Here is a 19,024-nt window from a genome sequence, read left to right on the forward strand (position 1 = left end):
GGGGGCCGGAAACTCAGGTTCAGGCAGGAATGTCCTGAATCTGTTCTTCAGACCTTCAAAACGCAAAACGACGCGCGGGGCGCTAGCGCGCGCCCGCCCGTCACAACGATCGTCTTCACGGACTGCAAAAGCCCGAAATAGCCTGCTCTCCCAACGGCTTACAGGGAAATCCGGCCTCCCTGCCCACCGCGCTTTCGTGCTGTCGACCCGATATGGGGCGACAATAGTGTAGATTCGAGGGACAAACCCTCAAATCCCCACACTTTTTCGTGTTCGGCCTGCGTCGGATCAGTCCGTCGCACGCCTTTTGCATCCGGCCCACCCTCTCGAGGGGGACCAAGATCCCGGGCTGAGCGGATGCTCGCCCGGGACCTCATGCCAGCAAGCGGCGCTTACTTGAGCTCGACCTTGGCGCCAGCCTTCTCGATCTGGGCCTTGATCTTCTCGGCTTCTTCCTTGTTCACGCCTTCCTTCAGCGGCTTCGGAGCACCCTCGACGAGGTCCTTTGCTTCCTTCAGGCCGAGACCGGTGATGGCGCGGACTTCCTTGATGACCTCGATCTTCTTCTCGCCGGCAGAGGCGAGAACGACCGTGAACTCGGTCTTCTCTTCCGCCGGAGCGGCGGCAGCGCCGCCACCAGCCGGGCCGGCCACGGCCACAGCCGCGGCAGCCGAAACGCCCCACTTCTCTTCGAGGAGCTTCGCGAGTTCGGCAGCTTCGAGCACGGTGAGGCTCGAGAGGTCGTCAACGATCTTCTGCAAGTCAGCCATTGTTCAGTTTCCTTAGGTGTAAGTCTGGTTCGGGTTTGAGTTTTGCGAAGGGCGTCAGGCCGCTTCGCCCTTTGAGGCATGAGCCTGGATGACGCGCGCGAGCTTGCCCGCGGGCGCGTTGGCGAGCTGGGCCAGCTTGGTCGCCGGGGCCACGATGAGGCCGACGATCTTGCCGCGCAGTTCGTCAAGCGACGGCAGCGAGGCAAGCGCCTTCACGCCGTCGACATTCAGGACGGTCTTTCCCATCGATCCGCCGACGATGACGAACTTTTCGTTCGCCTTGGCGAATTCGATGGCGACCTTCGGCGCCGCTACCGGATCGTTCGAAGTGGCGATCACGGTCGGTCCCTTCAGCATGGGGCCGATGGCAACGACGTCAGTGCCTTCAAGAGCAATTTTGGCGAGACGGTTCTTCGAGACCTTCACCGCAGCGCCCGCCTGCTTCATCTGCTGGCGCAGCTTCTGCATCTGGGCGACGGTGAGGCCGGAATATTGAGCAACGACCGCGACGCTCGTGGTCTTGAAGACCTCATTGAGCTGTTCGACCGCTTCCTTTTTTGCCGCTCGTTCCACAGCAAGCTCTCTCCGGTTGGCGGTCATCGCGAAAGCGGGACCGCCGGGTTGCACCCATCGTCCCGCTCAAACCTGAACCTCCGGGCCAAAACCCTTCGGACACGCCCGGCAAGACGACGATTCAAAGCCTGCCCTCCGGGAGCCCCTTAAGGCCCACGGCGTGTCGAGGTCCGAACCAGACCCGTTTCGCGAAGCCAGCCGTTAAAGCTGGCCGCGAAGTGAAATCCGGTCTTCACCCGTCTATGCAGGCCATGCGATTAAGCCGTTGAGAAATCGAAACTTCCCGCGGGCGCCTGCAGTCTTGGACAGGACAAGGTCAGCCGGCGAACCGCCCGACCTCTGCCCGCATCCCGGCCACCCGACGGGTTTTCCTTCCTTTTCGGGCAAATCCTCGCGGACGTCCTGAAAAGGAATGATCTCCTGTCGTGTCGGGTTTTCGGAATGCATGCACGGACGCGCCAGCCGAGGCCGGCACGTCCGGAGGCGGTTCTTTAACCGCTCCGGGCCGGCTTGCCAAGAGCAAAATTCACACCAGTTCCAATCGATTGCCGGCCGGGCTTGAGATCGCCCAACAAGGACCGATTCAGTCCGATTTGACCGCGTAAGGCAGCGGCCTACCCGCGAAGAACGCGGTCAGGTTCGCCAGCACGCAGTTCTGCATGGCGACGTGCGAGTCCAGGGTGTGACCGCCGATATGGGGAGCGAACACCACGTTCGGGAGCGCGGTCAGCGCGTCGGGCGCGTGCGGTTCCTTCTCGAAGACGTCGAGGCCGGCCCCGGCGATGGTCTTGTCGGTGAGCGCCGCGACCAGGGCCTTCTCGTCGACGACAGAGCCGCGGGAGATGTTGACGACATAGCCGTCCGCGCCGAGGCGCCCCAGAATGTCCGCATTGACGACGTGTTGGGTCTCGGCCCCTGCCCGGACTGCGATCATCAGCACGCTGCACCAATCGGCGAGCGCCTCCAGGGTCGAGAAATATTGATAGGGCAAATCGTATTTGGTGCGGCTGAAATAGCCGACCTCGCTCTCGAAGGCGGCGCAGCGCGCCGCGATCTTGCGGCCGATCTCGCCCATGCCGTAAACGCCGATACGGCGGCTGGGCATGCCGGCCTGGGGACGCATCATCGGCGACTGTTTTGACGCCGCCCAGTCGCCGCTGCGGACATACTGGTCGGCGACCAGGAGCCGCCGCGTCGTTGCCAGCATCAGAGTCATCGCGATGTCGGCGACCGAGGCGGCATTGGCGCCGGGGCTGTGGCCAATCGCGATGTTACGGGCGGCGGCCGCCTTCAGGTCGACGCCGTCATAGCCGGTGCCGTAGCAGACGATCGCGCCGAGCTTCGGAAACAGGTCCATCGCCTCCGCGCCGAGCGGGCTGCCACCCTGGGCGAGCATCGCGCGGACGCCGCCGAGCTCGTCGGCCGAAAACACCTCCCGCGCCGGCCTGCCACCGGTGTCGAGCAGTTCGAACCGTTCGGCGAAGCGCGCCATCATCGACTTGGGAAAGCGCGAGTAGATCAGGACCTTGTCAGCCATTGTTCTTGTTTCCGGTAAGCGCCGCCACAAACGACGAGGGGCGGAATCGGTCGCCCGATTCCGCCCCTCGCCTCATGCAATTTCCAAACCTCAGCCGAGGATGGTGCCCGGCTCGACCTTCACGCCGGGGCCCATCGTCGAGGACACCGCAACGCGCTGGATGTAGGTGCCCTTGGAACCGGCCGGCTTCGCCTTGGCGACGGCGTCAGCGAGAGCCTTGATGTTCTCGACCAGCTTCTCCTCGGAGAAGGAAGCCTTGCCGACGCCGGCCTGCAGGATGCCGGCCTTCTCGACGCGGAACTCGACCGAGCCGCCCTTGGCACCCTTCACCGCACCGGTGACGTCCATGGTCACGGTGCCGATCTTCGGGTTCGGCATCAGGCCGCGCGGGCCGAGCACCTTACCGAGGCGGCCGACCAGCGGCATCATGTCGGGGGTGGCGATGCAGCGGTCGAAATCGATCGAGCCGTTCTGCACCTTCTCGACCAGGTCCTCGGCGCCGACGACGTCGGCACCGGCGGCCTTGGCCTCGTCGGCCTTGGCGCCGCGGGCGAACACGCCGACGCGGAGCGTACGGCCGGTGCCGTTCGGCAGGGTCACGACGCCGCGGACCATCTGGTCGGCGTGACGCGGATCGACGCCGAGATTGATCGCGACCTCGATGGTCTCGTCGAACTTCGCTTTCGCGCGCTCCTTGACCATCTTGATGGCGTCCGCGAGCGGGTAAAGCTTTTCGCGGTCAATGCCTTCGCGGGCTTTGTTCAAACGCTTTCCGATTGCCATGGCCGCTTACCCCGCAACTTCCAGACCCATCGAACGGGCGGAGCCCTCGACCATCTTCATGGCCGATTCGATGGTGTCGCAATTCAAGTCCTTCATCTTCTTCTCGGCGATCTCGCGCACCTGCGCCTTGGTCACCTTGCCGGCCTTGTCACGGCCCGGCGCCTTCGAGCCGGACTGGATTTTTGCAGCCTGCTTGAGGAAGTAGGACATCGGCGGCGTCTTCATCTCGAAGGTGAAGGAACGGTCCGCATAGATGGTGATGATCACCGGGATCGGGGTGTTCTTCTCTTCCTTCTGGGTCTGGGCGTTGAACGCCTTGCAGAACTCCATGATGTTGAGACCGCGCTGACCGAGCGCGGGACCGATCGGGGGCGAAGGATTCGCCGCACCGGCCGGGACCTGAAGCTTCAGGTATCCGGTCACTTTCTTTGCCATGTATCACTCCTGTTGTGCCGGCAGTCGCCGGCGGTTTCAGGTTCGTGGTCGGGACCGATGTGCGGCTGGCAACCGCCCTCGTCCTCCCACGGCCTCTTGTCGCGTGAGGCCCAAAAGCCTCACGCCTCGTCCGGTCAGACCTTCTCGACCTGACCGAATTCCAGCTCGACCGGCGTGGCGCGACCGAAGATCGACACCGCGACCTTCACGCGCGAGCGCGCCTCGTCGATTTCCTCGACCACACCCGAGAACGAGGCGAACGGGCCGTCGGCCACGCGCACGTTCTCGCCGATCTCGAACGACACCGACGCCTTCGGCCGCTCCACGCCCTCCTGCACCTGGTGCAGGATGCGCATGGCCTCGGCTTCCGAAATCGGCATCGGCTTGTTTTCCGCGCCGAGGAAGCCCGTCACCTTCGGCGTGTTCTTGATCAGATGAAACGCCTCGTCGGTCAGCTTCATCTTCACCAGCACGTAGCCCGGGAAGAACTTGCGCTCGGCGTCGATCTTGCGGCCGCGGCGCACTTCCGTGACTTTCTCGGTCGGAACCAGCACCAGCTCGAACAGCTCCTCGAGCCCGCGCTGCTTGGCCTGCTCACGGATCGATTCGGCGACCTTCTTCTCGAAGTTCGAATAGGCGTGGACGATGTACCAGCGCTTGTCGGACACTTGAGCGGTTGCTGTAGCCATCAGTGAATGCCCAAAAGGAAAGTGATGAGGACACGGATAATCTGGTCGGCGGCGAAGAAGAAGACCGACGCCACGGCGACCATGACGAACACCATGATGGTGGTGATCGTCGTCTCACGACGGGTCGGCCAGGTGACCTTGGCGGTCTCCGAGCGCACTTCCTGCAAGAACTTGAACGGGCTGACTGCCATCGTTTGAGGTCCAGCGTCCGTCGACAGACGCATATGAATTTCAGGGATCCGAACAGCCGCCGTTGGCCCAGCCCTCTGTCTCGAAGGATGAGCCGGGAACCGGGCTCGATTGTTCGGGGATTTCAAAGCCGCGCCGGAGATCCGCGTCTAACGGGCCGGCTGCGAGTGCGGGGTATCTACTGCGGATGGGACCAAAGGTCAAGATATAGAGGGCTCGTGCGGGCAAGCCGCCCTCCCCCGGACGACCATGCAGAGACCATGTGGATCAAGGACTTATCCACCGCCCGCAAGGCGCCATCCCGGGGAGGTCTTCAGCCCCCCGCCGGCCCCGTCAGTCGGCCCGGTCCACCATGGAAACACCCGGCAGCGGCACCACGAACTTTCCGCCCTCGGCGAAATAGCGGGCGTGCTTGGCCCGGATCGGGTCGACATAGCGCCAGGCGAAGACGACGACGAAGGCCGGCTTGCGCTCGTAGAGCGCTGCGGGCGGCAGGATCGGGATATCGTAACCCGGGCCGGCCATCACATTCGCCTTCTTGGGATCGTCGTCCACCAGGAAGTCGATCTTGTTCTCCAGGCCGAACTGCGGCAGCAGCGTCGTGGTGCCCACGGACACACCGTAGCCGGCAACCAGTTGACCCCGCGCATGGGCAGCATCGGCCATCGCGACCAGTTCGTCACGGATGGCGGCGATCCTCTTCACATAGGGCGCATAATAGGCCGGCTGATCGACACCGAGCCGCTCTTCCTCGGCAACGAACCGCGCGACTTCCGCCGACGGCTCCTTGGCGCCGCCGGCGCGCTGCACGGTCACGCGAATCGAGCCGCCCTTGGTCCAGATGTGCTGAACATCGATCAGCTCCATGCCGAGTCGGGCAAAGAAACGGATCAGCGGCTTGATGTTAAAATACGACAGATGCTCGTGATAGACGGTATCGAGAAGGTTCTTCTCGGTCACGTCGACGCCATACTGCGTTTCGAACACGAACAATCCGTCCGGCGCCAGCACGTCGCGAACCCCGATCACCAGCGGATCGAGATTGTCGACATTGGCGATCATGTTGTTGGCGATCACGACGCTGGCCGCACCATGGCTCTGAAGGATGCGGCGACCGATCACGTCGGTGAAGAAATCGCCGATGGTCTCGATCCCCGCTTCCGTCGCGCGCCGCGCGATGTCGACGGCGGGATCGACGCCCAGCACCCGCATGCCTCGCTCCTTGAAGAAGCCGAGCAGCGATCCGTCATTGCTGCCGAGCTCGACGACCAGCGAGCCCGGCGCGATCCCAAAGCGGCTGACGACGTCGTTGGCATAACCGGCGAAATGCTCTCGCAGGCCGAGCGAGAGCGAGGTGGTGTAGACATAGTTGCGGTACTGCACCTCCGGATTGCCGACGTGGAGGATCTGGAGGTGGCCGCAATCCCTGCACAGGTGCAGCGCCATCGGCACCGCGGCCCGGAAGACGGGATCGTCGACGCTGGCGTTCGGCACCTGGAAGTTGGGCGTGCCGATTGGCATGCCGGCCATCGGAACGACCAGCTCTTGCTTGTCCGAATGACAGAGGCGGCAGGTATGACGGACGTAGAACAGGTTTTGCATCATAGAACCGGAAAACGGAGACATGCGAGCGAGCGGGACGACCCCGCCCTGTGAAGATCAGATCGACGGTAATGGTTCAAGAGAGTCAAGGGTGGCTCGAGACCTCCCTGGCCTCCGCCAGCCCGTAGTCCGGCGGTTCTTCGGCAGCCTGCGCTGCCCTGTCGGCTGAATACGAACCACGTTCCGGACTTGCCAGCCAGATCACTCCGCCCGCCAGACCGACGATCACACTGACCGCCCCCAGCAGCAGCGAAACCGACAGCGCTTCCTCGGAAGGAACGCCGGCCAAACCGAGACAGGCGACCATTGCGCCCTCGCGAACGCCCCAGCCGCTGATCGAGATCGGAACCGCCGTCAGCAGGACCACCGGTGGAATCAGGATGGCGGCGTCCACCACCGAGAGCTGCGCTCCCACGCCGCGCGCCAAGGCATAGCACGCCGCCGCCGTCACGAGATGGATGAAGAGCGCCGACCCGAACAGCAAACCGCGGTGCTCGGATTGCAGCAGAAGAAATCTGACCAACGTTCCGAACCGGACGAAGCTTGCGATGGCGGGAAGCGCGATGAGACGCTTCGGCAGACGATCGAGCGTCAACAGGACCACGGTACCGGCGACGCCCGCCAGCGTCAGCCCGCCGATCGCCAGAATCGCGGCCTCGTTGGACACGCGCGACATCAGGAACGGCAATCCCGCCACCATCAGCACGATCAGCCCGATCAACGCCGTGAAGCGGTCTGCGGCAACGCCCTTGACCGCTTCCGGCCACTGCACGCCACGCTGGCGCAGCAGCCACATCCGAACCGCGTCGCCGCCCACCGACGACGGCAGCACCTGGTTGAACCAGAGGCTGATCATCAGAATCCGCCAGCCAGCGAGCCAGTCCAGCGACACGCCGAGCGCGCGCATGATCAGCTCCCACCGGCCGTTGAGCGCGAAGGTCTGAAAGAAGATCAGTGCCAGCGCGAGAACGAACAGGAAGGGATCGACGGAGACGAGATGGGTGCGCAATCGGTGCAGGTCGAGACCGCGTGCAATGTAGATCAGCACGGCGATCGACAGCAGCAGCTTCACCGAGAACAGAGCCGCCTGCTTGAACCGCGCCTGCATCGGATGCCCGCCTCAGGATGCCGGATATTCCGCGCGACCGATGACGAGGTCGATCGCGGCCATCATCCAGAACTGGTGCGTGGTCTCGACAATGTTGTAGCTGCGGCTGTCCACCCAGAAATTGACGTCGCCGAGATTGCGCAGCGGATTATCCGCATTCATGCCCGACAGCGTGATCACGCCGAGCTTCATCGTGCGCGCCTGCGCAACCGCATTCAGGATGTTCTTCGAGCGCCCCGACGAACTGATCGCAACGAGGCAGTCGCCGGCGCGGGCGCTCAGCCGCACGGCGTGTGCGATCCAGTCCTCGAAACCGAAGTCGTTGGCAAGGCACGACATCATGCTTGCATCGCTGAAACACAGCGCAGGCACCGATGCGTTCTTTGCCAGGTCGATCGCCAGATGCGAGGCGATGCCGGCCGAACCGCCATTACCGATGAAGATGACGCGACCGCCCTGCTCGCGCGTGCGCAACCAGACCGTACGAGTGGCGGAGATGCTGGCAAAAATGCCGTCGTCAATCGCCGTCGCGCGATGAAGGCGCCCCATGTAATCTTCGAGGAATGCCTTGTGATCGGGATCGAGAGACTCGGCGGGCATGGGCTGGCGGCTCGACTGCAACATGTCGCCCTGATACCGGCTATTACTAGGGATTGCAAAGGTATAATACTTGCAAAGTTTGTGAGCGGCTGTTAGTCGGCTTGAAGGGTCTCACTCAGCATTGGCGACGCCCGCAGGGCATTCGCGCTACGGATGTTCCTATGAAATGCATCGTTACTGGCGGCGCCGGTTTCATCGGCAGTCACCTCGTTGATCGCCTCCTCGATGACGGCCATGAGGTGATTGCGCTCGACAATTTCGTCATCGGACGTTCTGAAAATCTGTCGTCGCACGCCGGTTCGAGCCGGCTGAAGATCGTCCGTGCCGACGTCACTGATCGCGAATCGATCAGCCCGTATTTCAACGGTATCGACTGGGTGTTCCACCTCGCGGCACTCGCCGACATCGTTCCCTCGATCGAATCGCCGATCCCGTATCACCGCGCCAATGTCGACGGCACGGTCAACGTTCTCGAGGCCGCGCGTCAGGCGGGGGTCAGCCGCTTCGTGTATGCGGCGTCGTCGTCCTGCTACGGCATCCCCGACGTCTATCCGACGCCGGAGAACGCAGAGATCCGGCCGATGTATCCCTACGCTCTCACCAAGAATCTCGGCGAGCAGTGCGTCATGCACTGGTGCCAGGTCTACAAGCTTCCGGCGGTGGCGCTCCGTCTGTTCAACGTGTTCGGGCCACGCCATCGCACCACGGGAACCTACGGCGCCGTGTTCGGCGTGTTCATGGCGCAGAAGCTTGCCGGCAAGCCGTTCACTGTGGTGGGCGACGGCGAGCAGACCCGCGACTTCACCTTCGTCAGCGATGTCGCGGATGCCTTCGTCACGGCAGCACGCTCCGACGTCTCGCACGAGATCTTCAACGTCGGCTCGGACAACACCTACAGCGTCAACCGGCTGGTCGAGCTGCTCGGCGGCGACAAGGTCCACATTCCCAAGCGTCCCGGCGAGCCCGACTGCACCTATGCCGACATCACCAAGATCAAGCGGGTCCTGAAATGGACGCCGAAGGTGAAATTCGAGGACGGCGTCGCGACGATGCTGAAGTCCATGGACCAGTACAAGGACGCTCCCCTGTGGACGGTGGACAAGATCGCCGATGCCACCAAGGACTGGTTCAAATATCTCGGTGACGACAAGGATGCGGCGTCCGGCACGCCGAAGGCAAGCTATTGAACAGGTTCGCCGGATATCGTTGCCGCGAATCGATCAGTTTCGGACCGGCCGGCTGATGCCGGCCGGCACTTTGGGTAATTAACATGGGTCATACACCGACAGACAAGCCCGCCGTCCATCCGGCACCGCACGAGAAGATCAAGACGCTCGAGGAGCTGGGAGCGATCGCGCGCGCCGCACAGGCCGAGGGCCGCACCGTTGCGCTCTGCCACGGCGTATTCGATCTCGTGCATCTCGGTCACGTCCGGCACATCCTGGCGGCGCGCAACGAGGCCGACGTGGTGATCGTGACCATCACCGCCGACCGTTTCGTCAACAAGGGCCCGGGACGACCGATCTTTCCTGAGAACATGCGCGCCGAGATGCTGGCCGCACTCGGCACGGTCGACTGGGTCGCCATCAACCGGACCTCCAGCGCCGAGCCGGTCCTCGACACCGTACGCCCCGACATCTACGTGAAGGGCTCGGACTACGAAAATCCCGAGGATGATGTCACCGGCAAGATCGCCACCGAGCGCGAGGCCGTCGAGCGCCATGGCGGGCGCATCGTCTTCACGCGCGACGTGACCTTCAGCTCGTCGTCGCTGCTGAACCGCTATTTCGACATCTACGATCCCCCTCTGCGCGACTACCTCCAGAAGGTGCGCGAAGGCGGCGGCGCCGAACGCCTGCTGAAGCTGATCGACAAGATCCAGGACATGCACGTCGTGCTGGTCGGAGACACGATCATCGACGAGTACCAGTACGTCACGGCGCTCGGAAAGGCCTCGAAGGAGAACATCGTCGCGACCCTGTTCAAGAACCGGGAGCAGTTCGCAGGCGGCGTGATCGCCGCGGCGAACCACGTCGCGAGCTTCTGCAAGTCGGTCGAGATCGTCACGACGCTCGGCGGCGACGACTATCCCGAAGAATTCCTTCGCGCGCATATCCGCCAGAACGTCAAGCTGACGCCGATCCGCGTCGAAAACCGCCCCACCACCCGCAAGCTCCGCTACGTCGAGCTCGGCTACCTGCACAAGTTGTTCGAGGTCTACACCATGAACGACACGCCGGTCAGCGAGCCCCAGCGGCAGGAGATCGACCGGGTCACCGCGGAGCGCGTGCGCGGCGCGGACGTGGTCATCGTCACCGATTTCGGCCACGGCATGATCGCGTCCAGCACGATCGACACGCTGATCGCGAACTCCAAGTTCCTGGCGATCAACGCCCAGAGCAACAGCGGAAACCACGGCTACAATCTGATCACGAAGTATCCGCGGGCCGATTACATCTGCATCGACGCACCGGAAGCGCGCCTGGCCGCCACCGACAAGTTCAGCGACATCGCATCGGTGATCGAGGACGGCCTGCACGGCAAGATCGACTGCGACAACATGATCATCACGCATGGCTCCTTCGGCTGCTACCCCTTCTCGTCGAAGACCGGCGTCGCACGCGTTCCCGCCTTCACCAAGACCGTCGTCGACACCGTCGGCGCGGGCGATGCGTTCCTGACGATTACGGCGCCGCTGGTTGCCGCCGGCGGCAATATCGAGGACGTCGCCTTCATCGGCAATGCGGCCGGCGCAATCAAGGTCGGTATCGTCGGGCACCGCAGCTCGGTCGAGAAGGCGCCGCTGGTCAAGTTCGTCACCGCGTTGTTGAAGTAGCGCGAACGAGAAATCTGGAGAACGACAGTGATTGATCAGAAATGGAACGTGATGGTCACCGGTGGTGCCGGCTACGTCGGCAGCGTGCTGGTTCCCCAGTTGCTGGCGGCGGGCCACAAGGTCACCGTGCTCGACCTGTTCATGTATGGCGAAGACGTCTTCAACGCCGTCCGCACCAATCCGAACCTGCGCCTGATCAAGGGCGACATTCGCGATGAGGCCGCGATCAACGAGGCCCTGCGCGGCAACAATGCGGTGATCCACCTCGCCTGTATTTCCAACGACCCCTCGTTCGAGCTCGACCCGGCGCTCGGCAAGTCCATCAACTACGACTGCTTCCGGCCGATGGTGCGCGCGGCGAAGAAGGCCGGCGTCAAGCGTTTCATCTATGCGTCCTCCTCCAGCGTCTACGGCATCAAGGACGAAGCCGAGGTGACCGAGGACCTGTCCTGCGAACCGCTCACGGACTATTCCAAGTTCAAGGCGATGTGCGAGACCGACCTCGCCGACGAAGCCGCGTCCGGGTTCGTCACCTGCACCGTTCGCCCCGCCACCGTCTGCGGCTACGCACCGCGGCAGCGGCTCGACGTCGTCGTCAACATCCTGACCAACCTTGCGGTCAACACCGGCCGCATCCGCGTGTTCGGCGGAACGCAGCGCCGGCCCAACCTGCATATCCAGGACATGTCGGCGGCCTATCTGTTCCTGCTTCAGCAGGACGACGCGAAGATCGACGGCAAGACCTACAATATCGGCTACGAGAACCACTCGCTGATGAAGATCGCCGACATCGTCAAGTCGGTGGTCGGCAACAACGTCGACATCGCGGTCGAGCCGACCGACGATCTGCGCTCGTATCACGTCTCTTCTGAGAAGATCCGCCGCGAGCTCGGATTTGCACCGACGCACACGATCGAGCAGGCCGTGTCGGGTCTGGTGGACGCCTTCAAGACCGGCCGTCTGCCGAACTCGCTCAACGACCCCAGGTACTTCAACATCAAGATGATGCAGAACATCAGCCTGAAGTGAGCGGCGTGCGGATCGGCATCGATTTCGACAACACGATCATCTGCTACGACAAGGTCTTTGCCGCCGCGGCGCGTCAGCGTGGGCTGGTGCCGGAGGGCTGGGAGGGGCTGAAGACCGATGTGCGGGATTACTTGCGATCCCGCACCGGCGGCGAACTCGCCTGGCAAGGCCTGCAGGGCTTCGTCTACGGCAAGGGCATTGGCGGCGCCGAAATCTATCCGGGCGTGCGGGAATTCCTGGCAGCATGCAGACAGGCCGGCGCCAAGGTGTACATCGTCAGCCACAAGACCCGGTTCGGACATCAGGACCCCGACCACACCGACCTGCGCGAGGCCGCACGCGGCTGGCTGCGTGGGGGCGGCCTGATCGACGCTGCGGATGCGGCGGTCGCCGCCGGCGACGTCTATTTCGAGGACACGATGGCCGCCAAGGTCGAGCGACTCGCGAGCCTGGAGCTCGACATCTTCATCGACGATCTCGTCGAGGTCTTCGAGCAACCGCATTTCCCGAAGGGCACGCGATCGATCCTGTTCACGCGTTCGCAACCCCCGCACCCCGAACATTGCAAGCCGATCGCGACATGGGCCGGCATCCGCAACGAAGTGTTTGCGGCATGAGCGAGCCCGACATCAGCACAGCGGATGCGGTGGCGATCGGCAGCCGTCTGGCAGCCGCCCCGGTCGCGGCCGCCCAACCGGCGCGGGCCGGCGGCAACAACAGGGTGTTTCGGCTCGAGATGGCAAAGGGACCGGCCCTCGCCCTCAAGCATTATCCGTCCGACGGGCGCGATCGCCTGGGACAGGAATATGACGCGCTGTCGTTTCTGTCGCGCCACGGCATCATGTCGACACCGCGTCCGATCGCGAGGGATGCGGATGCGTTCTGCGCGCTGTATCAATGGTTCGACGGCGAGGCGGCGGTGCTGCGCCCCCACGACGACGATGCGGATCAACTGGCCGATTTCCTGATCGAGCTGCAGAAACTGCGCAACGCCGACGGCGCGCAGACTTTGCGGAACGCGTCAGCCAGCATCTTTTCGCCCGAGGAAGCCATCGCGCAGTACGAGCAGCGCCTGGAGGGGCTGAGGCGGGCCTCGGATGATCATCCGGACCTGCGCGCATTCATCGACGGCAGCCTGGTGCCCAGCACCTCGTTCGCTATTCGAAAGCTCCGCCTGCGCTATGCGGAACTCGGCCGGGATCCCGCAGCGGATCTTGCACCCGCACATCGCGCATTGAGCCCGTCCGATTTCGGACTGCACAATGCGCTGCGCGGCGAAGATGGCCGCCTGCGATTCATCGACTTCGAATATTTCGGCTGGGACGATCCCGTCAAGCTCGTGTCCGACACCGCGCTTCACCCCGGTAGCGATCTGCCCGAAGCCAAAGCAGATCGGTTGACCGAACGCCTCACGCAAGCTTTCGCGGCTAGGGATGACGCGTTTGCGATCCGTCGTGACGTACTGTATCCTGTGTTCGGGGCGATCTGGTGCCTGATTGTCCTGAATGCCTATTTGCCGGAAAGCCGCTCCCGACGCGCATTGGCCGCGCAAGGTGGCGATCTGACGGTCCGCCTTGCTGGTCAGCTCGACAAAGCGCGCCGGCTCCATCAAACGATTTGCCAACGTGATCCAGATCTCACCCCACGCTGAAGCCGCCCTCACCTGCACGCTGGACGAGCGCAGCCTTTATTTGCGCCGCCTGGTGCTCGGTTCCGTCCGCTCGGCGGGACGCGGACATGTCGGTCCTGCCCTGTCGCTGATCGAGATGGTCCGCGTGCTCTACGACGACGTGCTGCGGATCGATCCGAAGAACCCGCGCGATCCCAATCGCGACCGCGCCATCCTCAGCAAGGGACACGGTTGTCTCGCGCTCTACGCGCTCCTGGCCGATCGCGGTTTCTTCCCGCTGTCGGAGCTGGAAGGCTTTTGCGGCCCCGACAGCATCCTAGGCGGACATCCTGAATACGGCATGGTGCCGGGGGTCGAGGCGTCGACCGGCGCGCTCGGGCATGGCCTGTCGATCGGTGTCGGCCTTGCGCTAGCCGCGCGCATGCGCGAGCGCGACTACCGGACCTTCGTCCTGCTCGGCGACGGCGAGATCAACGAGGGATCGGTGTGGGAAGCTGCGATGGGCGCGGCCAAGCACGGGCTCGACAACCTGATCGCGCTGATCGACTACAACAAGCTGCAGAGCTACGGGCCTACCGACTACGTGCTGCCGCTGGAGCCGCTTGCGGACAAGTGGCGCAGCTTCGGCTTCGCCGTGCAGGAGGTCAACGGCCACGACGTCGACGCCCTGCGCCGCGTGCTGAAGCAGGTCCCGGCCGTTGCGGGGAAACCCACCGCCATCATCTGCCATACCGTCAAGGGCAAGGGTCTTCCGGCAGCGGAATCCAACGCCGACTGGCATCACAAGAACAAGCTGACCGACAGCGAGCTCGACGCCATTCGCGTTGCTGTCGGCGATTTTTGATCGGCTCCCCATGCGCAACACCGCGATGAACATGGTCCACAAGCTCGCCACGCGCGACGAGCGTGTGCTTTACATCGGCTCCGATCCCGGCGCCGGTACGCTGCGCGCGATGAGCAAGGAGTTTCCCAAGCGCCACCTGATCGAGGGCATTTCGGAGGCGCACATCATCGGCATGTCGGCCGGCCTCGCGATGGAGGGCTTCGTGCCCTACGTCAACACCATCGCGACCTTCCTGACGCGGCGTTGCTATGAGCAGGTGGCGGTCGATCTCTGCCTGCACAATCTGCCGGTACGGCTGATCGCCAACGGCGGCGGCCTCGTCTATGCTCCGCTCGGCCCCACCCACCAGGCGATCGAGGACATCGCCATCATGCGGGCGCTGCCGAACATGACGGTGATCTGCCCGTGCGACGCCGACGAGGCGGCGCGCATGATGGAGCAGACGCTGGACTGGAAGGGCCCGGTCTACATCCGGCTCGGCAAGGGCGGCGACGCCATCGTCTCCAAGGCCGAGCACGGCTTCGAGATCGGCAAGGCCATCCTGATGCGGCCGCCCGGCGACGTCCTCATGGTGACCACCGGCATCATGCTCCAGCGCGCCCTCGCTGCAGCCGACCTGCTGGCCGCGCAAGGCATCCGCTCCGGCATCCTGCACATGCACACCGTCAAGCCGCTCGACACCGAGGCGCTGCTGCAGGCCATCCGCGGCATCAGGCTCGTGGCGACGCTCGAGGAGCACGTCCCCTCCGGCGGCCTCGGCAGCGCGGTCGCGGAGACGCTGATCGACAAGCTCGGATCAAACCTGCCCGCGATGCTTCGGCTGTCGCTGCCGGACCGCTTCATGCACAATTACGGCTCGCAGGACTCGCTGCTGAAGAAGCACGGGCTCTCCGCCAACGCCATTGCGACCTCGATCGAGCATGCGCTCGCGGCGTCGCGCACCTCCTCTCCTCAACTTCATTCCACCTGACGGGTCACATGTACGACGTTCGATATTCCTATCTGCTCGAGCAATTCGCCGATCCCGCGCCGATCCTCGCCGAGATCGGCCGCCTGGTGGCGACCGGTGACTTCACTCTTGGCAAGCCCGTCGCCGAATTCGAGAAGCGCTTTGCCGAGCTGATCGGCGTGCGTCACGCCATCGGCGTCGGATCCGGCACCGATGCGCTCAAGCTGCCGCTCAAGGCGCTCGGCATCGGTCATGGCGACGAGGTCATCACCGCCGCCAACACCTTCATCGCCACGGTCGGCGCGATCGCGGAGACCGGCGCGACGCCGGTTCTGGTCGACTGCGACGATTCCTTCTGCATGAATGTCGACTACGTCGAGGCGGCGATCACTGAGAAGACCAAGGCGATCATGCCGGTCCAGCTGACCGGCGAGGTCACCGACATGGGCAAGCTGATGGCGATCGCCCAGCGCCACAACATCCCCGTGGTCGAGGATGCCTGCCAGGGCATTCTGTCGGAGTTCGCCGGAAAGCGCTCCGGCACCCACGGCATCGCGGCGGGTTTTTCGCTACATCCGCTCAAGAACCTCAATGTCTGGGGCGATGCCGGTGTCGTCGTCACCAATGACGACGGCATGAACGAGAAGCTCCGCCTGATCCGCAACCACGGCATGAAGAACCGCGACGAGATCGCCATCCTCGGCTGCAACTCGCGGCTCGATTCCTTGCAGGCAGTTGTCGGCAACTGGCTGATCGGCCAGACCAGCGAGATCACGCGGCGCCGGATCGAGAACGCGGCCTATTACGATGCGGGTCTTGCCGGCCTGCCCGGCCTGCGCGTTCCGCCGCGCCGGCCCAACGTGAAGCACGTCTATCATCTCTACATGGTGTTCGCCGAACGCCGCGACGAGCTCTACAAGTACTGCCTGGACAACGGCATCGAGGCCAAGATCCACTATCCGATCCCGCTGTATCAGCAGGAAGGCCTCAAGCATCTCGGTTACGCGCCGGGCACGTTCCCGGTCACCGACCGCCATGCCAAGGAAGTCATCAGCTTCCCCGTCGATCAGCACCTGACACGTGCCCAGCAGGACCGCGTCATCGAGACCGTCAGGAAGTTCTGCCATGGACGCTGACACCGGCCGCCGGCGTATCGGTTACGTCAATCTTCCCGCGCAATTCGAGGAAGAGCGCGCCGAGATCATGCAGGCGGTCGAGGACGTATTCCGGCGCGGTGATTTCATCGGCGGAGCCGCGGTCGGAAAGCTCGAGGAGGAATTGTCGGCCTATCTCGGCTCGCCGCATGTGGTGACGCTGAATTCCGGCACCGACGCGCTGATCCTCGCCATGCGGGCGCTCAACATCGGTCCCGGTGACGAGGTCATCACCCCGCCGAATTCGTTCGTGGCCTCGACCGCCGCGATCGTCGCGGTCGGCGCCACGCCGGTCTTTGCGGATGTGCTGCCGGACCAGAACATCGACCCGGCCGCGGTCGAGGCCGCGGTCACGTCGCGCACCAAGGCGATCATGCCGGTGCACCTGACCGGGCGCATGGCCGACATGAACCCGCTGATGGCGATCGCGAGCAAGCATGCTCTCGCCGTGATCGAGGACAGCGCGCAGGCCGTCGGCTCGACCTATGACGGGCGCATGAGCGGCACCATCGGAACGTTCGGCTGCTTCTCCGCGCATCCCCTGAAGAATCTGAATGCCGCGGGCGATGCCGGCTTCCTCGTCACCGCCGACGCGGAGCTTGCCGCAAGAATCCGCCGGCTGCGCAATCACGGCCTGATCAACCGCAGCGACGTCCAGGAATGGGGCCTCGTGTCACGGCTCGACACGCTCCAGGCCGAGGTGCTTCGCATTCGCCTGCGCCACCTGCCCTCGGTGATCGAACGCCGGCGTCGCAACGCCGCGCAATATCGCGCCGAGCTGGCGGGCCTGCCCTTGTTCATCCCGCCCTGCCGCAACATCGAGTTCAACACCTTCCACACCTTCGTCGTGCAGACCGACCGTCGCAACGATTTCCAGAAATATCTTGCCGACAAGGGCATCGAGACCGCGATTCACTATCCGGTTCCGATCCATCTGCAGCCGGCGGCAGCGCATCTGGGTCATGGTCGCGGCGCGTTTCCGGTGACCGAGCGGCAGGCCAACCAGATCCTCACCCTTCCCATCAACCAGTTCCTCTCGGCCGCCGATATCAGCCATATCTGCGCGACCGCCCGGGAGTACTTTGCATGACGGATACCGACTTCCTCGAGGCCGATGAGCAGGCGCTGGCGCAGCGCTTCGTCGACGACGGCTTTGTCACCACGCCCGCTGACGACCGCGCCGGGCTCGACCGCATCCAGCGGCGCGCCGCCGAACTCGCGGCGGACTTTCTCAAGCTGCCGCACAGCAACGATCCCTATGCGATGCTCGACACCATCCACACGCGCGTGAGCGTGGATGCTCTCAACGGACTGCGGCTGCACGTCTTCAACGGCCTCAACGCCGAGCCCTGGTTCCGGCCGACTTATTTCCGTCTGGCGCGCTCGACGATCGAGACCATCGTCGGCAACGAGCTTTGCATGCAGCGCCGCGTCAATCTCAGCATCCAGCTGCCCGGCGACGATTCGTCCCTGCTTGCCACCCATTCCGACGTCTGGTCGGGCGACTCGCCGTTCGAGGTCGTGGTGTGGGTGCCGCTGGTCGACGTCCGCCGCACTAAAGCGATGTATCTGCTGCCGCCGTCCCAGAACGGCGACATGCAGGACCGGATGGCAAGCCTGCGCAGCGCCGAGGAGCTCTACAAGACCATCAAGCCGCACGCGACCTTCATCGAGATTCCCTACGGTCACGTCATGCTGTTCAACCAGACCTTGATGCACGGCAATCGCGTCAACGAGGAGCCCGGCACGCGCTGGAGCATGAACTGCCGGTTCAAGAGCATCATGTCGCCCTACGCGGACAAGCGCTTCGGCGAGTTCTTCGAGCCGATCCTGCTGCGTCCGGCGACGCGGGTCGGCATGCAGTACAAGCTGCCGGGAGGCTTCCATGGCTGAGCGAGCCGGTCACCGCGGCTATATCGGCGCCCGGCCGCTCAACGGCAGCCGCACCCCGCAGCACGTTCAGAACATCGTGATCCGCGACTATGCGCGGCGGAAGAACTTGCACTATCTGCTGAGCGCCGTCGAGCACATCATGCCCGGCAGCTACATGGTGCTCGAGGACATCCTGGACGAGCTGCCCCGCCTGAATGGCCTGATCCTCTACAGCATCTTCATGCTGCCGCCCGATGAGGCACGGCGACGGCAGATCTACGACCGTGTGCTGCGCGAGGGCTGTGATCTGCATGCGGCGGTGGAGGAGATCACGCTCTCGTCGCAAAAGGACATCCAGGCCGTCGAGGACATCCTGCTCGTCAACAAATTCGCGACCATCCTGTGACGAATCCGCGATCCGGTT

21 protein-coding genes are annotated in these 19,024 nt (G+C 63.9%); 11 read left to right on the plus strand and 10 right to left on the minus strand.

What is annotated here, in order from left to right; translation table 11 throughout:
- Positions 1-392 precede the first annotated feature (392 nt).
- The 10 genes from rplL to JQ592_RS30705 all read right to left on the minus strand — a co-directional run bounded on the left by rplL (position 393) and on the right by JQ592_RS30705 (position 8,286).
- Positions 393-770, minus strand: a complete 378-nt coding sequence (gene rplL / locus JQ592_RS30660) for a 50S ribosomal protein L7/L12 (protein WP_018647233.1) — start codon at positions 768-770, stop codon at positions 393-395.
- Between the two features lie 54 nt (positions 771-824).
- Positions 825-1,343, minus strand: coding sequence for a 50S ribosomal protein L10 (gene rplJ / locus JQ592_RS30665; RefSeq protein ID WP_025037001.1), 519 nt, complete (start codon positions 1,341-1,343; stop codon positions 825-827).
- Between the two features lie 583 nt (positions 1,344-1,926).
- Positions 1,927-2,880, minus strand: a complete 954-nt coding sequence (locus JQ592_RS30670; RefSeq protein WP_211406474.1) for a 2-hydroxyacid dehydrogenase — start codon at positions 2,878-2,880, stop codon at positions 1,927-1,929.
- Between the two features lie 90 nt (positions 2,881-2,970).
- Positions 2,971-3,663, minus strand: a complete 693-nt coding sequence (gene rplA / locus JQ592_RS30675; RefSeq protein WP_100234756.1) for a 50S ribosomal protein L1 — start codon at positions 3,661-3,663, stop codon at positions 2,971-2,973.
- A gap of 6 nt (positions 3,664-3,669) precedes the next feature.
- The gene (rplK, locus tag JQ592_RS30680; protein ID WP_011088164.1) at positions 3,670-4,098 is read right to left on the minus strand and encodes a 50S ribosomal protein L11; all 429 of its coding nucleotides are present in this window, start codon (positions 4,096-4,098) and stop codon (positions 3,670-3,672) included.
- Positions 4,099-4,232: 134 nt separating this feature from the next.
- On the minus strand, positions 4,233-4,787 hold the full coding sequence (nusG, locus tag JQ592_RS30685; protein ID WP_018647229.1) for a transcription termination/antitermination protein NusG: 555 nt from the start codon (positions 4,785-4,787) through the stop codon (positions 4,233-4,235).
- Positions 4,787-4,978 carry a preprotein translocase subunit SecE gene (secE, locus tag JQ592_RS30690; RefSeq protein WP_063682740.1) on the minus strand — a complete coding sequence of 64 codons (192 nt, stop codon included), beginning with the start codon at positions 4,976-4,978 and terminating at the stop codon, positions 4,787-4,789. The genes nusG and secE overlap by 1 nt, the downstream gene beginning before the upstream one ends.
- Positions 4,979-5,309: 331 nt before the next feature.
- Complete coding sequence (locus JQ592_RS30695) at positions 5,310-6,602, minus strand: class I SAM-dependent methyltransferase (RefSeq protein WP_349630508.1); 1,293 nt, start codon at positions 6,600-6,602, stop codon at positions 5,310-5,312.
- Between the two features lie 61 nt (positions 6,603-6,663).
- Entirely contained in the window at positions 6,664-7,686 is a 1,023-nt protein-coding gene (locus tag JQ592_RS30700) for a lysylphosphatidylglycerol synthase transmembrane domain-containing protein (protein WP_211406476.1), read from the minus strand.
- Between the two features lie 12 nt (positions 7,687-7,698).
- Positions 7,699-8,286 carry an SIS domain-containing protein gene (locus JQ592_RS30705; protein WP_246820768.1) on the minus strand — a complete coding sequence of 196 codons (588 nt, stop codon included), beginning with the start codon at positions 8,284-8,286 and terminating at the stop codon, positions 7,699-7,701.
- 161 nt (positions 8,287-8,447) lie between these two features.
- On the opposite strand from JQ592_RS30705, the gene JQ592_RS30710 reads away from it, so the two are divergent.
- The 11 genes from JQ592_RS30710 to JQ592_RS30760 all read left to right on the plus strand — a co-directional run bounded on the left by JQ592_RS30710 (position 8,448) and on the right by JQ592_RS30760 (position 19,006).
- A complete protein-coding gene (locus tag JQ592_RS30710; protein ID WP_211406478.1) occupies positions 8,448-9,473 on the plus strand; it encodes an SDR family oxidoreductase in 1,026 nt (341 codons plus the stop codon).
- An 83-nt stretch (positions 9,474-9,556) separates the two neighbouring features.
- Entirely contained in the window at positions 9,557-11,122 is a 1,566-nt protein-coding gene (locus JQ592_RS30715) for a PfkB family carbohydrate kinase (protein ID WP_211406479.1), read from the plus strand.
- Between the two features lie 27 nt (positions 11,123-11,149).
- Entirely contained in the window at positions 11,150-12,151 is a 1,002-nt protein-coding gene (locus tag JQ592_RS30720; RefSeq protein ID WP_211406480.1) for an NAD-dependent epimerase/dehydratase family protein, read from the plus strand.
- A gap of 5 nt (positions 12,152-12,156) precedes the next feature.
- A complete protein-coding gene (locus tag JQ592_RS30725; protein ID WP_246820769.1) occupies positions 12,157-12,768 on the plus strand; it encodes a hypothetical protein in 612 nt (203 codons plus the stop codon).
- Entirely contained in the window at positions 12,765-13,802 is a 1,038-nt protein-coding gene (locus JQ592_RS30730; RefSeq protein WP_246820770.1) for an aminoglycoside phosphotransferase family protein, read from the plus strand. The genes JQ592_RS30725 and JQ592_RS30730 overlap by 4 nt, the downstream gene beginning before the upstream one ends.
- The gene (locus JQ592_RS30735) at positions 13,777-14,625 is read left to right on the plus strand and encodes a transketolase (protein ID WP_211406483.1); all 849 of its coding nucleotides are present in this window, start codon (positions 13,777-13,779) and stop codon (positions 14,623-14,625) included. Before JQ592_RS30730 ends, JQ592_RS30735 begins: the two co-directional genes overlap by 26 nt.
- Before the next feature lie 10 nt (positions 14,626-14,635).
- A complete protein-coding gene (locus JQ592_RS30740; protein ID WP_211406484.1) occupies positions 14,636-15,595 on the plus strand; it encodes a transketolase family protein in 960 nt (319 codons plus the stop codon).
- 8 nt (positions 15,596-15,603) lie between these two features.
- Positions 15,604-16,710, plus strand: coding sequence for a DegT/DnrJ/EryC1/StrS family aminotransferase (locus JQ592_RS30745; RefSeq protein ID WP_211406485.1), 1,107 nt, complete (start codon positions 15,604-15,606; stop codon positions 16,708-16,710).
- A complete protein-coding gene (locus JQ592_RS30750; protein ID WP_211406486.1) occupies positions 16,700-17,818 on the plus strand; it encodes a DegT/DnrJ/EryC1/StrS family aminotransferase in 1,119 nt (372 codons plus the stop codon). Before JQ592_RS30745 ends, JQ592_RS30750 begins: the two co-directional genes overlap by 11 nt.
- Positions 17,815-18,621, plus strand: a complete 807-nt coding sequence (locus tag JQ592_RS30755; RefSeq protein WP_211406487.1) for a sporadic carbohydrate cluster 2OG-Fe(II) oxygenase — start codon at positions 17,815-17,817, stop codon at positions 18,619-18,621. The genes JQ592_RS30750 and JQ592_RS30755 overlap by 4 nt, the downstream gene beginning before the upstream one ends.
- Positions 18,614-19,006, plus strand: a complete 393-nt coding sequence (locus tag JQ592_RS30760) for an LIC12192 family sporadic carbohydrate cluster protein (RefSeq protein WP_211406488.1) — start codon at positions 18,614-18,616, stop codon at positions 19,004-19,006. The genes JQ592_RS30755 and JQ592_RS30760 overlap by 8 nt, the downstream gene beginning before the upstream one ends.
- Positions 19,007-19,024: the final 18 nt, after the last annotated feature.

Origin of the sequence: Bradyrhizobium iriomotense (assembly GCF_018129405.1) — a bacterium.
Classification (GTDB): domain Bacteria; phylum Pseudomonadota; class Alphaproteobacteria; order Rhizobiales; family Xanthobacteraceae; genus Bradyrhizobium; species Bradyrhizobium iriomotense_B.

What these genes read in the sequence shown, in the direction of transcription:
- JQ592_RS30740 (WP_211406484.1), top strand. Translation starts at nt 14,636, where the DNA reads ATGCGCAACACCGCGATGAACATGGTCCACAAGCTCGCCACGCGCGAC.
- JQ592_RS30695 (WP_349630508.1), bottom strand. Translation starts at nt 6,602, where the DNA reads ATGTCTCCGTTTTCCGGTTCTATGATGCAAAACCTGTTCTACGTCCGT.
- JQ592_RS30750 (WP_211406486.1), top strand. Translation starts at nt 16,700, where the DNA reads ATGGACGCTGACACCGGCCGCCGGCGTATCGGTTACGTCAATCTTCCC.
- JQ592_RS30760 (WP_211406488.1), top strand. Translation starts at nt 18,614, where the DNA reads ATGGCTGAGCGAGCCGGTCACCGCGGCTATATCGGCGCCCGGCCGCTC.
- nusG (WP_018647229.1), bottom strand. Translation starts at nt 4,787, where the DNA reads ATGGCTACAGCAACCGCTCAAGTGTCCGACAAGCGCTGGTACATCGTC.
- rplK (WP_011088164.1), bottom strand. Translation starts at nt 4,098, where the DNA reads ATGGCAAAGAAAGTGACCGGATACCTGAAGCTTCAGGTCCCGGCCGGT.
- JQ592_RS30755 (WP_211406487.1), top strand. Translation starts at nt 17,815, where the DNA reads ATGACGGATACCGACTTCCTCGAGGCCGATGAGCAGGCGCTGGCGCAG.
- JQ592_RS30670 (WP_211406474.1), bottom strand. Translation starts at nt 2,880, where the DNA reads ATGGCTGACAAGGTCCTGATCTACTCGCGCTTTCCCAAGTCGATGATG.
- rplL (WP_018647233.1), bottom strand. Translation starts at nt 770, where the DNA reads ATGGCTGACTTGCAGAAGATCGTTGACGACCTCTCGAGCCTCACCGTG.
- secE (WP_063682740.1), bottom strand. Translation starts at nt 4,978, where the DNA reads ATGGCAGTCAGCCCGTTCAAGTTCTTGCAGGAAGTGCGCTCGGAGACC.
- JQ592_RS30710 (WP_211406478.1), top strand. Translation starts at nt 8,448, where the DNA reads ATGAAATGCATCGTTACTGGCGGCGCCGGTTTCATCGGCAGTCACCTC.
- JQ592_RS30705 (WP_246820768.1), bottom strand. Translation starts at nt 8,286, where the DNA reads ATGCCCGCCGAGTCTCTCGATCCCGATCACAAGGCATTCCTCGAAGAT.
- JQ592_RS30745 (WP_211406485.1), top strand. Translation starts at nt 15,604, where the DNA reads ATGTACGACGTTCGATATTCCTATCTGCTCGAGCAATTCGCCGATCCC.
- JQ592_RS30730 (WP_246820770.1), top strand. Translation starts at nt 12,765, where the DNA reads ATGAGCGAGCCCGACATCAGCACAGCGGATGCGGTGGCGATCGGCAGC.
- JQ592_RS30700 (WP_211406476.1), bottom strand. Translation starts at nt 7,686, where the DNA reads ATGCAGGCGCGGTTCAAGCAGGCGGCTCTGTTCTCGGTGAAGCTGCTG.
- rplA (WP_100234756.1), bottom strand. Translation starts at nt 3,663, where the DNA reads ATGGCAATCGGAAAGCGTTTGAACAAAGCCCGCGAAGGCATTGACCGC.
- JQ592_RS30715 (WP_211406479.1), top strand. Translation starts at nt 9,557, where the DNA reads ATGGGTCATACACCGACAGACAAGCCCGCCGTCCATCCGGCACCGCAC.